General features: G+C 47.2%; 7 protein-coding genes. All 7 read right to left on the reverse strand.

Annotated features, from left to right (window positions below):
• Window positions 1–15: 15 nt before the first annotated feature.
• Window positions 16–2,298, reverse strand: a complete 2,283-nt coding sequence (locus D1614_RS10670) for a GH92 family glycosyl hydrolase (protein WP_119437918.1) — start codon at window positions 2,296–2,298, stop codon at window positions 16–18.
• A gap of 58 nt (window positions 2,299–2,356) precedes the next feature.
• Window positions 2,357–4,558, reverse strand: coding sequence for a hypothetical protein (locus D1614_RS10675; protein ID WP_119437919.1), 2,202 nt, complete (start codon window positions 4,556–4,558; stop codon window positions 2,357–2,359).
• Window positions 4,559–4,776: 218 nt separating this feature from the next.
• Complete coding sequence (locus D1614_RS10685; RefSeq protein WP_119437921.1) at window positions 4,777–5,592, reverse strand: DUF3823 domain-containing protein; 816 nt, start codon at window positions 5,590–5,592, stop codon at window positions 4,777–4,779.
• Window positions 5,593–5,628: 36 nt separating this feature from the next.
• Entirely contained in the window at window positions 5,629–7,686 is a 2,058-nt protein-coding gene (locus D1614_RS10690) for a RagB/SusD family nutrient uptake outer membrane protein (protein WP_119437922.1), read from the reverse strand.
• A gap of 78 nt (window positions 7,687–7,764) precedes the next feature.
• On the reverse strand, window positions 7,765–10,935 hold the full coding sequence (locus D1614_RS10695; RefSeq protein ID WP_119437923.1) for a SusC/RagA family TonB-linked outer membrane protein: 3,171 nt from the start codon (window positions 10,933–10,935) through the stop codon (window positions 7,765–7,767).
• A gap of 21 nt (window positions 10,936–10,956) precedes the next feature.
• The gene (locus D1614_RS10700) at window positions 10,957–12,402 is read right to left on the reverse strand and encodes a glycoside hydrolase family 76 protein (RefSeq protein WP_206609983.1); all 1,446 of its coding nucleotides are present in this window, start codon (window positions 12,400–12,402) and stop codon (window positions 10,957–10,959) included.
• Between the two features lie 11 nt (window positions 12,403–12,413).
• Window positions 12,414–14,231, reverse strand: a complete 1,818-nt coding sequence (locus tag D1614_RS10705) for a carboxypeptidase regulatory-like domain-containing protein (protein ID WP_119437925.1) — start codon at window positions 14,229–14,231, stop codon at window positions 12,414–12,416.
• Between the last annotated feature and the right edge of the window lie 167 nt (window positions 14,232–14,398).

A 14,398-nucleotide genomic window follows, 5' to 3' on the forward strand; every position in this document is an offset into this window, starting at 1 on the left:
AATAATTACCTACGATTACTCTTCGCTGGAAAAAGAATACGGAAAATCTTTTTCGTCCACTCCCCTGTTTTTGTTCGGAACCGGGCTCATTTTGAAGTTGATTTTCGCTCCTTTCATCAGATCTTCATGCCTCAGGTAGTTTTTGGTGTACTTTTTACCATTCAGCTTCATTTCAGAAATGTAGCGGTTTTCTTTTTCGTTTTTGTCCGCTTTAATGCTGACCTCTTTTCCGTTTTCCAGTTCGATTGTTACTGATTTGAACAACGGAGAACCCAGTATGTACTCATCGCTTCCCGGGCAAACCGGGTAAAATCCAAGTGATGAAAAAACGTACCAGGCAGAGGTTTGTCCGTTATCTTCGTCGCCGCAATATCCGTCGGGAGTGGCCGCATACAGCTTGTCCATTATTTCGCGGGCCCAGTACTGTCCTTTCCAGGGTTCGCCAGCGTAATTATACAGGTAAACCATGTGCTGGATGGGCTGGTTTCCGTGGGCGTACTGCCCCATGTCCATTACCTGCATTTCGCGCATTTCATGAATCATACCGCGGCTTTTCATACCTTCCGATCCCGGAATAATAAAAACAGAATCGAGCATGTTCACAAACTCTTTTTTCCCGCCCATCAGGTTCATCAATCCCTTCGGATCGTGAAACACCGACCACGAGTAATGCCAGCTGTTGCCTTCAGTAAAGTCGCGGCTCCAGTCGGTGGGCTCAAATGAACCGGAAAAAGTTCCGTCAGTAGCCCTTCCGGCCATCAGTTTATTTTTCGGGTTGTACAGGTTTTTGTAGTTCATGGCGCGCTGTGCATAAATCCCGATTTCACTTTCGGGTTTGTTCAGCGCTTTTCCCAGTTGGAAAATCGTCCAGTCGTTGTAGGCATACTCCAGCGTACGGGCTACGTTTTGATCAATGCCTGCATCGTTCGGAATGTAACCATATTGGTTGTATTGCTGGTAACCGGTCCTTCCGGTAGCCCTTACTTTCGGATGCACGCTGTTGGCACCGTGTTTCAAAGCCTCCCAAAGGGTTTCAATATCGTAGCCCCGCAAACCTTTCACGTAAGCATCGGCCACCACCGACGCTGAGTTGTTCCCCACCATAATGTCGCGGTGCCCCGGGCTGGCCCATTCCGGCAGGAAACCGCTTTCCTTGTAGGCGTTCACCAGGCCTTCCTGCATTTTCTGGTTTTCAGAAGGATACACCAAATTCAGGAAAGGAAACAAACTGCGGAAAGTATCCCAGAAACCGGTGTCGGTGAACATATAACCCGGCAGCACTTTCCCGTTGTAGGGGCTGTAATGCATTACGTTTCCGCTGGCATCGATCTCCGAAAGGTTCCGTGGGAACAAAACCGTGCGGTACAGGTTGGAATAAAAAGTACGCAGGTTATCGATGTTATCGTCTTCCACTTTAATTTTCCCCAACACCTCGTTCCAGCGGGCTTTTCCTTTAGCGGCAATTTCGTCCAGACCATCGTTACCCAGTTCTTTCAAATTCAGCATGGCCTGCTCTTCGCTGATAAAAGAAGAGGCAACCCGCGCATTTACCTGCTCGTTGTTTGAAGTTGCAAAACCAATAATGGCACCGGCGTGGTTTCCTTCAAACTCTTTTTCGCCTTTGGAAATTTCACCGTCTCTTACGGCGGCATAATAGGTAAAAGACTTGTCGAATACAATAACGAAATAGTTCCTGAAATTATCGGGCACACCGCCACTGTTGCGGGTTGTGTAGCCAACAATTTTATTTTCTTCTGGAATAATTTTTACGTACGAACCGCGGTCGAAAGCATCGGCCACTACAAAAGAGTTTTTGCTGTCGGGGAAGGTAAAACGGAACATGGCAGCACGTTCGGTGGGTGCAATTTCGGTTGTTACATCCACATCGGCCAGGTAAACGCTGTAGTAGTAAGGTTTCGCAACCTCTGCTTTGTGCGAAAACCAGCTGGCACGCTCGTCTTCGTTAAAAACAGCTTCGCCGGTAAGCGGCATAATCGAAAACTGACCGTAGTCGTTCATCCACGGGCTGGGCTGATGTGTTTGCTTGAATCCCCTGATTTTATCGTCGGTGTATTTATACATCCACCCGTCGCCCATTTTCCCGGTCTGAGGCGACCAGAAATTCATTCCCCAGGGCAAAGCCGTTGCCGGGTATGTGTTTCCGGTTGAAAGTTCGTATTTAGAATTAGTTCCCACCAGCGTACTCACATAGCTAACAGGATCAAACGTTTGTGCGCTTAGTTTCAGCAAAAAACTGAAAAAAAGCAATGCACCTAAAAATCCAATTTTTTTAACCATCCTTCTTTCCTCTATTTATTTTGATAATTTACATCGATTCACTGTACAAACAGCCGGTTTACCAACTCAGTTTTACCCGCACTCCGTCCGGATTGTTTTCAAAACGCAGGAAGCAGGTTTTGCTTTCCCCGTCCCATGACATGTCAGCTTCCAGCGGATTCCCGGCTGCATCGGTCACTTCTGTCTTTTTCACTTCTTTGGGCAAGAGCACCCGCATAACATTCGTCGTATTCAAGGGGCTTTTTGCCACAAAAGAATATTCGTTTCGCGATCTGTTTTCGTCGTAAACTCTGGCGGCTGTGGCCAAAACCTGTGGCGTTTCCGGATTTTCAACATTCCCGATATTGAACAGGAAAGCCTGTTCGCCCGGGTTTATCTGCTTTTCGTCCAGCACCGGAATTTCGGGATCAAACAAATCAATCAGCTTTCCTTTGATTGAATACGGAGTTTTCTCCGGGTTTTCATCCACTACTGCAACCAGTTCGTAAGGCCCCCTGGTAAGCGCGAACGAATTTTTAAATTCAAGTTCGCTTCCCGTTTCCTTCTGGTACAATGCGTTTACAGTGTTTACAAATACGTTGTCGTTGTTTTCCTCCAGCACAAATTCTTTTGGATCGTTGCGGAGAATGCACACCTTTCCTTTGCCGTATTCAAATTCGCCGGCCACAAAAGGTGCTTTCAACCCCATTTTCAGAAACAAATCTTCGGACGGAGCGCTGAAGTTATTTCCATTGGTATTCCACCACTCCTGAACACTTTGAAAAGCATCCTGATCGCGCCCACAATACATTAGCACACCACCGTTTTTCACCCATTCGGCAATGTGATCGTGTGCCGACTGATCCATCGGTTTCATGTTTGAATACGACATGATCAGCACTTTCACATCTTTCCAGGTTTCGGGGAACGAAACGTTTTCGATGTGAACCGTTTTAACCGGAACACCCCTTTTTAGCAAAGGGAGCGCCTGTCCGTAAAAATTTGAAAGCTGCGGGTCTTCGTATCCGTTGTGTGTCGGAAAACGCTGAAACATCAGCGAATTAGCCATCAACACGCCAATTCCCTGCGAACCGCTCACTTTGTTTTCCGACAAAGGCATGTTGTTCAGGGTATTGATCATCACCTGCATTTGCGTAGAGTAAAAACGCGGAATGCGCTCTTTCTCTTCGCTGTTGGCGCTGGTGCGGTAGTAGCCCTGGTAAATACGGTTGGGCCACGGCATAACTTCGTAATCAGCAATCATCGGATACAGAAGCTGTGCGGTAAAAGTAGCCTGGTAGTTCTTTTTATAGTCGGCCCAGTCGCGCGGCCAGTCTTCGATCGGGTCGGTCAGGAAAAACATTTTTCTGCCGGTTGGTTCGGTCATCGACTCCATGGAGCCATACTCCAGAAAAGCGGTTTCAAATACGCGTTCTTTTGCCTTACCATTGAAATAATTGGGTTCGCGCGAGGTACCGGTCCAAACCTGGGCAATGTATCCATCCACACAGGGCAATGCCGCCAAACTGGCTTCGGGACTTACAATCTGCCATTGCGAATAATTTACCAGCGAATGTGTGGGCACATAACAACGAACATTCATGCCTTTGCTTTTCCCGTACTCTTTGGCATAGGTAAAACACTCGTTCAAAGCCCGGTAGTAAAGCTGGTATTTCAGTTTGTTCGACAAATAGGTGTTTTCAGCCGACTCGTGCTGCGGCCGCCAGTCGAAACCGTAATATTCTTTCCATTCGCGTTTAAAGGCATCGCTGTATCCCGAGCGTGCCCAAAACTCAGGTTCTTCCAAAAAGATAGCATCAATTCCGGCATCGATCACCCGCTTGATCACTTTCTCTTTCATGTATTTTATGAAGTTCATGGACGGAACAATGTACGGAACCATGTGTCCGTGCCAAATGGTGTCGCCATGCTGGGTCACCTGCCCCTCATCGAGATGCCATTTGCCGTCCCATTCGCCGGTAAAATAATCCTGGTATTCTCCCCAGGCAATTCCGCTCATAAAATGCGTGGTGTATCCCCGGTCGCGCCACGACTGAACGCGTTCTTCGAAAGTCATGTTCCCCTTCTCGTGGTGGTCTTTTACGCTGTAAACGATCGCTACATCTGCCCGCACATCAATAACGGGCTTCCAGGGATTGGAAGTTTGAAAAGCTGTTTTTTCCTTTGGCAGATCAGGTTGTTTCTCTTTTTTTGGCTGAGGCTGTGAACAAGCCTGTAAGATGAAAGCCAGCAAGAGACTAAATGTGATTGTTTTTTGCATTGGTTAAGGTATTTTTTGTTACAAGAAGAAAATCATCCCTACTAAGATAAGCAGGGATGACCAATTCCAAATAAACGATGAATCGCCCAGCGTTTTTATCCACTCGGCTCTATTACAATTAAGTCCTCCGATTTCGCTATCAAACCAGATTTCTGTCCCATTTTTTTGAAGGTTTAAAGCCACCCCCAAAACCGGTGGCTTCAAACCATTATCAAAGCTTATGGAATCATTACTTCTTTTGCTTCGTTGTAATTCCATCTACGGGTACCGCTTCCCCTGGGCGTATCGTAATTAATACGGGCAGCAGCGCGGATAAACACGACTCTTCCTTCCGGAATTGTTCCGTTCGATTCGATGGTGATCGTTTCTCCGAGCAATGCACCAAAGGCAGAACCAGTGTATTCAATTTTGCTGGACCAGCGCTCGTCGCGCGCCCGGTACCCAACACTCGACGAGTAACTCACAAACAGCTGAATGTCGGTAACATTTAAAAAGCTGTTGCTGTAACCTCCCATCGGTTCAATTTTAGCACGAAACTCTTCTTCCGACACCGCACGGGTAACACGCACTTTGGCAGTAATTTTACCATTGCTTACGGTGGGTTCATCCACCCATTCTATTTTCAGAAAAGGCTGTACTTCAAATTTAACCTTTGTCACCCCTTCAATATCCAGGGTCTTTGTTTCGTCGGCCAGCGGCACACCGCGCTCATCTTCGCGAAGCAGCGGGATGAAAGGTCCGTCGATACGAACGTTGTAGTTTCCTTTAAACAGTTTTGTATTCCGGAAAGTACCATCACTCATGGCGTAAAAGTCAGGGTTGTGTGTTACGTTATCGCCCCAGCTAAGCTCGGTTAAACGTACCCGGATACCTTCGCTGCCCTGGTCGGTAAGCACCGGTTTGCCGGTTGCTACGTCGACTACCTCGCCTTGCAGTGTTTCGGCCGGTTCGTCGTAGTTGTCCAGCTCAAAAAAGCCGCAGGAACTAAAGGATGCCAGCGCGAACATTAATATATAAAATCCTATTCTCTTCATTTCGATGTATTCTTAGTTGTTACTTATCCTTACTTATTACCGGTTGGGTTGCTGATCAATTACGGGGCTCTTGGTTACTTCGCCACCCGGAATTGCGAAATAATAATCAACAACGTTGTACTCAAACGTTTTCAGACTTACCCATTGGAAACGGGCATCGAAGAAATATTTTCCGGTTTCGGTTGAGAAGAACGGATACAAACCGCGGAAACGATAGCGGGCGTTGTTACTATAGGTTTCTTTGTCTCTTTGTTCTCCCCAAAAACCATCACGTCCTTCGTAGTGTTGTACCCTCCAGCGACGCAGATCCCACTTGGTTTTGTGTTCCAGTGCCAGTTCTTTCCGGCGTTCTTTACGAACCATGTCGCGTCCTGCAATGTCGGCCGTAATGTTGCCAGTAAGCAATGTCGCACCGGCACGCTCGCGAATGTCGTTAACCGCATCGGTAGCCACCTGAAGCATGTTTGACCCGTCGGGCGACGCTTCTCCGGCCAGTGACAATTCCACGGCTGCTTCGGCTGCGTTTAACAGTACTTCAGCATACCGCATCAGAATAAACGGCTGATCTGATTTACCCTCACCGGCTTCAAACGATGGATCGGGGTTCAGGTATTTACGACCGTACAATCCGGTTAAACAACCTTCGCCGTTATCGAAGAACGGACCATTTGCTCCGGCCGCGGTCATGTCAGCACCATTGTATTCAACAACTTCCTGGCTGTTTCCTTCCCTCGGACTCAGATAAAGCGATTTAGGCGCCTGTTTGTAGGCATCCAAATGCTGGTAGCGTTTTTCGGCTGCCTGGTATGAATAATCGTTGAAGAAGGGCTGAACCGGGCCTTCACCGGTATACACTCCCGCACGGATCTCGATCTCTTTCCCTTTAAACATATCGCCGGGGAAGATAACGTAGGCACGTAAACGTGGCTCGGCATTTTTAAACAGATCCATAGGATTGTCATACATCAGGTAATTACCATCTGTATTGGAAGCTCCGTCAGTTACGCGGATGGTTCCGTCCTGGTAACGGTCAAAACCATCGTACAATTCCATGAAATCGAGTGTAGGACAAGTTCCCGAAGCCAAAGGCGCTTTGAAAATAAACGGAGCGCTGTAGGCATCGTATCCGTGAGCAAAAGTAGGATACGTATATTCTTTCACATAAATATTTTCGGGGCTCGACAAGTCGCTAAACATGTTTACCATATTCTGATACTGAGCTTCCGGATCGTTGGCTGCCCATTTTTTGGTATACAACGAATAGTTACCGCTTTCCATTACTTTCCGGGCAGCCAGGTAAGCCTCCCTGAAGTATTTTTTGGAAGCCGCTTCCCATGAATCTTCGGCGAAACCGATCACACGAACACCGGTTTTTTCACCAAAACCAGTCAGGCGTCCTGTAACAGTTTCGTTGTATTTTGCCACACTACCGGCATACAACATAGCCTCCGATTTAAAAGCCCATGCAACGTATTTATTAGCGTAACCGCTTTTCGGACTGGCAGGCAGTAACAACTCGGCCGCTTTGTCGTAATCGGCAAGCACCTGATCCCAGGTTTCTTCTTCCGTAGAGCGTGCTACTTCCAGTTCATCCTGTTCAGCAGGATAAGGAATAACTTTTGTTACCAGCGGCACCCCGCCAAAACGACGCGCCATGGCATTAAATACGGTGGCACGCACAAAATACGCTTCCCCTAAATAATGGTTGTACTTTCCTTCGGGAAAAGAACTTTTGTATTTTGGCAAGTTCTCCAGCAAATAGTTGGCATCGCGCAAAAGCGTAAAGGCTTTTCCCCAATAGGGTGTACGTTCGCCTGTAAAAGCGGAACAGATTCCGTCGCGGTTAAGCGCTTCTCCGGTTCCTTCGATACCAAGAGCACCAAGCCAGGAGTTAAATTCAACTCCCCACTGGGCCATGTATTTGAAATCTTCGAAAGGCATGTTACTGTACATTCGTGCCATGTAAATCTCCATGCCCGATTCGGTCGTCAGTAAATCGTCGTCGCTAATGATGTTTTTGGGCGGGATGTCCAAATCCATACAAGCGGAGAAGAACAACAGGCCAATCAGCGCTAATATATTTATCCTTTTCATTCCTTTAATATTGTTTATTTTTTAAGTAACTCATTTTGTCATCAAATTTCTTGATTCGTAAGTTCCTGTTTCAATGAATTAAAATGTTGCCGATACGCCCAAGGTCAATGTTTTGCTAAGCGGATACATTCGGCCCAAATCATCATCCGGATGTTCGGGGTCCACAAATTTCACCCCTGTAATGGTGAACAGGTTGTAGGCATTGGCAAATACGCGCAGATTCATAGTCGAAAGCGCTTTAATCTTTGGCAGGGTATAGCCCAGTTCAACGCTTTTCAAACGCAGGTAGGCAGTACTCACACGGTTAAACTCGGAGTTACCGCGCGGGTAGTTTCCGGTAAAACCATAATAGCCGCTTATCCATTTAGTTTCAGGATCGTAAGGATCGGCCATCGGATCTTCCGGATGCCAGCGATCGAGGTATTGCTCCAGTGTTCCGCCACCGTTGCTTCCCCAGATAGAGTACAGCGGTTCTTTGTATTCCATGGAACCAAGTGCAGAGCCCTGGAAAAGCAGGTTCATATCAAAATTTTTGTAAGACATTTCGTAGCTCAAACTAAAGTTCAGCCAAGGAGTCTGGTCAAAAGCTATCGGATGTTCATCCAGGCCGTCAATCTGTCCATCGCCGTTCCAGTCGACGTATTTATAGTCGCCGGGCAGTACATTTCTTTCTTTGTAAATCGCATAATTCCAAATGTCTTCCCAGCTTTCGTAGCGTCCTGCCGATTCATACCCAAACTGAATCCCCTGGTAACGGTTGCCTAAGTTGTTGTTACGCCACTGGTCGTATGAGTTTCCATAAGGGCCTTTTTCCGAAGCTGTCAGGTATTTCTGACGGGTAATGGTTCCGATGGCTTTTACTTTGTATTGGAAATCGCCAATTCTGTTCCGGTGAGAAAGCTCGAGGTCCATACCAAAGTGGCGGTCGCTATCGAGGTTTTCCCTGGGAGCCGTTGCACCTACAACGGTTGGCAGATCGCCTGAACGGCGGGCAAAACGTCCTTTTCTGCGACGATCGAAATAATCGAACGAGAAGCCAAACAGTCCATCCCAGCCTTCAAAGTCAACACCAATATCGAATGTGTGTGCAGTAAACCACGTAATCAGTTCGTTGGGAAGCGCCAGCGTTGAAACGCCGTACACAAAATCGCCTCCGAATACATAACCGGGAGCATACTGGTTGTAGTAACCGTTTTCGGCATTGCCGCTTACCGCCGGGTACGTGTAACCCGTTGCCCAGTCGTATTGCAGGGCACCGTCGTCGCCCAACACACCATAGCTGGCACGCAGTTTTAACTGGTCAACAAACGACAAAGATGAAATTGACTGGAAGAAAGACTCTTCGGACACACGCCAACCTACCGATGCCGAAGGGAAAAATCCCCATTGGTGACCTTTGGCAAATTTTGAAGATCCGTCGTAACGGAATTGTACTTCGGCGATGTAACGATCGGAATAAGCATAATTCAACCTTCCGATCAATGCTGAATTGGCCAGTTCGTAAATATCGTTCAAACCACTGTGCATCCCGCCAATCTGGTCTTCATCGGTACCTGCAAAAAGATACTCCATACCAAAAGCCAGGTTACGTTGTGCATAAAAGTTATCTCCTGTTCGTTTCTGCGTTTCCCAGCCCAACAAACCACCTAGTTTATGAACATCGGCAAAGGTATTGTTGTAATTCAGAATAAACTGTCCCAACACCTGCTGCTTGTTGTACATTTCGCGGCGAATCTGGTTGGGCGAGCTTGAGTTGTACAGTTTTGAATCGTACGAATCTGTTAACGAATTATAGGCGTACTGATAGTATTCTTTCCGGTAAATATTGTTGTCGTCAGACCGGTAGTCGTAGCTTATCAATGCCTTGGCTGACAAACCTGTCAATGCGTGCGAAACAGTTCCGAAGTCGAAATTCAAGGCTGCGGAAGACTGGAAATATTTCTGGTTGTATTTGCGGTAACCTGAAATGTCCGAGGTCATTTTTGCCACCGTGTTTTCTTCCAGATCCAATCCTTCGTAGTTAAGCATTGTGTTTTCAGGATCGGCATAAGCCGGGAACAACACCCCCTGGCGCCAGTAGTTGCGGATAATATCCGAAGCGCTTGAATAAGGATTGTTGCGGTTATCGTTGATACCACTCAGGTTCAGATCGAATCTCAGACCATTGGCAATTTCGGTACTGATATTTGAACGCAGGTTGTACTTTTCGTAGTTCAAATCGCCTGATTTGAAAAAGCCTTCCTGGAAAAAATAGCCCATTGCAACATAGTATTGGGTTTTGTCGGTACCGCCCGAAATACTAACATCGTGCTGGCTTTGCGGAGAATAATCAGAGAACAGCAATGAAGTCCAGTCGGTTGTACGACGTGTTCCGTTTCGGAAATCCTCAAAGTCCTGTTCGTCGTAAATGATGCTGCCTCCTTCAATATTGTTCATCGCTTTCTCGTTGTAAAGCGTCATGGTTTCAAAAGCATCGGCCAGCACCGGCATTCCTGAAGGTTTCTGGAACGTAAAAGAACCGTTATACGAAACCGTTGCTTTTCCTTCGCTGGAACCTTTTTTGGTAGTAACCAGAATCACACCGTTGGCGGCGCGTACCCCGTAAATAGCTGCCGAAGCATCTTTCAGCACCGAAATATCTTCGATATCGTTCGAGTTCAAACGCTGAAATTCGGCAGTAGTACGCGGAACCCCGTCAATTACCACCAGGGGAGCACCCAAACCGCGAATATCAAAGCTGTTGTTGAAAGCCCCCGGCTCGGCACTTTTTTGCCATACACGCACACCGGCCACCCTACCGGCCAGCATGTTTTGCGGGTTTTCGTTTTTGGTCTGGCGCATTTCGTCACCTTTCACCCCGGCAACCGATCCGGTTAGGGTCACTTTTTTCTGAACACCGTACCCCACAACCACTACCTCTTCCAGGTCTTGTGCATCAACTTCCAGCCGAACACTAATTTTGGTGCGTCCGTTCACACTTTCTTCTTTGGTAGTATATCCCAGAAACTGAAATACCAGCGTACCATTCTGCGGCACTTCAATGGTATACTCACCGTCAATATTGGTAATCGTACCTACCGTGGTGTTTTTGATGGCCACCGTAGCTCCGATAATCGGCTCGTTGTTGTTGTCAGTAACAATACCCGAAACCGTAGTATTTTGTGCCCACGATGAGAAGGGCACAAAAATCATAAGGAACACAATCATACGCAGCAATTGCGTAACTTTTGCATATCGATTTTCAATCATAAGAATAAATTTTATTTCGTTTTATTTTTCCAGTTCGTAGCGTGCCAGCACTGCATACTCGGCAGCAAAAGCAAAGCTGAACATCCCTTCGGAGTTGTTCCGGGCCTTGTCCTGATTCCACCCTACCAGCAAGTTTGTAGGCAGAATGCCGTTGTATAAGAAGTTTTCGTAGCCGAAATCAAGGTTTTTCTGGAAGCTTTCGATGTATTCGCCCACGTTTTCCCAGGCAGGGTATACATCCACATAGCCACGCATCATTACACCATTGAACCAATTGCAGAACCCTTTAATATCGTATGTATAATAGCCGGGTCTCGTTTCACCCAAGCGGGCGAAATAGGAAAAACTGGCGTCCGAAAGCTTTTGGGCATCGCTGAGGTAAGCATTATCACCGGTAGCCCTGAACAGGTCGGCAGCTCCTGAAAGCATTGTTCCGCTATTGTAAGTGATGGCAGGCCCCACCCGGTCGCGGCAGGAAATTCCTTTGCGGTAAGTTACCCCGTTAATCACTTCCGTTTGTGGATTTCCGGGCGTACATCCTCCCATCATATCGTCGTAAACACCGTCAGAACGCAACAGGTATTTCTTTTGCCAATCGTACACCTTTTTGGCAAAATCGAGGTAATAATCGCTTTTCTTCACCTGAGCCGTTTTGCGGGTCTTTTTGTCGGTAGCGTCGATGTAGCGATGCGTTATTTCATCGTTTTTGTCCTTGTACAATTCGTGCAACCACACCAACGGACTCACCATCGGCCCGTTACTGCACGAGTGTTTGGTAACATAGCCCGGTCCCCAGGTAATACCTCCGATTTCCTCTCCGTTGGCATCGCGGGTGCAATCCCATCCGTCCAGAACATATTCTGTGAGGTATTCGGCTTTTTGCAAGTATTCGTTATTACCGGTGAGCTTATAAGCTTCCAGAAACTCGCGCACGAGCCACATTTGATCGTCGTAAACGTTTTCGATTCCTTCTACTTTAGCCGAACCTTTCGAAGCTCCGCGGTTTACACCGTACACCGACCATTCTTTGGTTTGGGTGTAAGAAACCAGTTCGAAGGTTCCCATGTAATAAGCTGCGTTATCGTACAATTGGTACAACAATTCAGCATACCGGTTAAAATTCGCATCGTAAAGGGCAGCATTTCCACTCGCTTTCTGAGCTTTCAGCCCGTGAAGAATTGCATTAACCGCCTCAATGGCGCTGGTGTACATCCATACACTTCCCTTTTCTTCGGAACGAACATCCGTATACGGATTGTAGTAGCGTGCCATCGCCATTCCATCTCCGGTAAAATGAGATTCAATGGCGGCATCTGTCAGTTCCATAGCCCGAAGCAGGTTCTGCTCGGCAAGGCTCACCTCCTGCGGAGGATCGACCGGACCGTCGTCGCTGCTCGATTTACTGCAGGCAATGGTTATTAAAGACGTAAGACAGCAAATAAAGAATATTGTGCTAAATTTTCTCATCATATACTTTTTTAGTTCATGTTAACACTGTGCAGAACCAGCTTATTCTCACCGGTATTGGCTGCGCCGTTGTACACGCCAATGGCAATGGTTACACCCTGACCGTTAAACTGCGTCAGGTCGTACACAAACGATGCGTAGGCTTCCGGGTTGTCGGCACCACCTTCTCCGTGTTTGAATTTCCAGCATCCGTCTTCTGCGGCACTGGCCTCCTGCGCAGTGTTCGACTGTGGCGACAAATGCGTAACCGTTCCGTCGTCCTGAATGGCTGTAACTTTGAAATAGGTATAGTTGTCGCCGAAATTCCGGGTACTGAAATTCAACTGATTGCTACCCGGGGCAATGTCAAACTTGGCATACAGATACGATTCCGGCACTTTTGTATCCACATCCGGGGTATTACGGGTTTTGATGATGTATCCTTCTGACGGGAATACTTCCGGGTCTTTTCTGAGCGGCACAAACGACCACTCGGCCGCAATGTGAGCGACATCGCGCCATGCACGGTAAGCATCAACATAGTTATCGCGGTTACCGCTGATTGGGCTGATACCGGTAAAAGAAGATTTGGTGTGCGCCATGGTAGAACGGGCTGTTTCTACGGTTAATTTCCAGCCTTCAACTACTTCTGTACCTGGCAGCCAATCCCAATTTTCCACTTTCCGGTCGGCAAAACGAATGGCACGTAAAACCAGTTGTTTCCAATAATCACCGGTTTGCTGACGGTAAATACCGACGGCTACAATCACTTCTTTTCCGACGTAGTCGCTAAGATCGAACTCAAAATCAGTATAGTTACCTGAACCATAGGTTTTGGTTTCGCCAATTTTTACTGCGGCAGGCTGTGCGGCCGAAAGATCTACTACCTGCACACCAAAATAGGCAGGCGCAGCTTCATCGGCATTGTGTGTACGCAATCTTAACGACAGTATTTTGTTGTCTTCGGTAATGAGCTTACTTCCGTATACAAACGAATCAAATACATCCAGATCAGCCGGATTATTTTGTTCGTCACCGTTATTCCGAATTTGAATGGTAGTACCTTCATTTTGCTCTTGCCATGCTCCCTGGAAATCGAGCGTACACATATAGTTACATGCCCAGTCCCAGTGCGGGTAAGCATCGGCATTGCGTCCGCCGCGATATTCGTTGAAATACCATTTATCGGCTTCAGCCAGATCGTCGGCCGTTAAACCACGCAACAATTCCTGGCTTCCCATCTGAATATCGATGGTCACCACTCCGTCTGCAAAATCGTCTTTGCCAATTTCTTTGGTGATGGTTGCATAGTCGGTTTTGGAAAATACCAGGGTATAATCGTCTGCCACCAGGTTTCCAATTACATACATACCATCGGCATCGCTTGTAACCGTACCGGCCGGGCCAACACTAACCGTTACACCGGCAAGAGGCGCTCCCCCGTTCTTGGCATCGCTAATTGTTCCCATAATTTTTGCCGAAGCATTTACCATGGTCACATTGGCGGTAGCCACGTTGGCTTCGTCAAATTTTTCGGCGGTAACTGTTACACTAACAGTCAACCAGCCGTCTTTCGAAAACTTAACTGCATGCGTTTTTACCGATACATTTTCGAAGGAATACTTTCCTTCAGCATCGCTGGTTGCGGTCGCCTCCTCCTCATTCACTCCCGAAAGCGTAACCAAAACATCCGAAACGGGCAATCCGTCACCATCGGTAACGGTTCCGCTAACAGTACCCAAGCCGATATCTACCGACTCGTCATCTTTTTCGCAGGAACTTAAAAAGGCCAAGGCCGTCCCCAACAACACAGCGAACACAAGGGTCCGTGAGATTTTAATTAGTTTCATTATTAGAATACATTTAAATAAGTTAAAAACCTTGTTCAGTTCATTTGAACCTGTTGTTTCATTGTGAATCCACGTTCACAATCAGCACATACTTTTTGTGAGTGGACAAATGTTGGCGGAAGTGGTTAAAATTTGGGTTAAAACAGGGTTAGTTTCCCAAAAAACTT

Origin of the sequence: Maribellus luteus, assembly GCF_003576475.1 — a bacterium.
GTDB lineage: Bacteria > Bacteroidota > Bacteroidia > Bacteroidales > Prolixibacteraceae > Draconibacterium > Draconibacterium luteum.

What these genes read in the sequence shown, in the direction of transcription:
- D1614_RS10670 (WP_119437918.1), bottom strand. Translation starts at nt 2,298, where the DNA reads ATGGTTAAAAAAATTGGATTTTTAGGTGCATTGCTTTTTTTCAGTTTT.
- D1614_RS10675 (WP_119437919.1), bottom strand. Translation starts at nt 4,558, where the DNA reads ATGCAAAAAACAATCACATTTAGTCTCTTGCTGGCTTTCATCTTACAG.
- D1614_RS10685 (WP_119437921.1), bottom strand. Translation starts at nt 5,592, where the DNA reads ATGAAGAGAATAGGATTTTATATATTAATGTTCGCGCTGGCATCCTTT.
- D1614_RS10690 (WP_119437922.1), bottom strand. Translation starts at nt 7,686, where the DNA reads ATGAAAAGGATAAATATATTAGCGCTGATTGGCCTGTTGTTCTTCTCC.
- D1614_RS10695 (WP_119437923.1), bottom strand. Translation starts at nt 10,935, where the DNA reads ATGATTGAAAATCGATATGCAAAAGTTACGCAATTGCTGCGTATGATT.
- D1614_RS10700 (WP_206609983.1), bottom strand. Translation starts at nt 12,402, where the DNA reads ATGAGAAAATTTAGCACAATATTCTTTATTTGCTGTCTTACGTCTTTA.
- D1614_RS10705 (WP_119437925.1), bottom strand. Translation starts at nt 14,231, where the DNA reads ATGAAACTAATTAAAATCTCACGGACCCTTGTGTTCGCTGTGTTGTTG.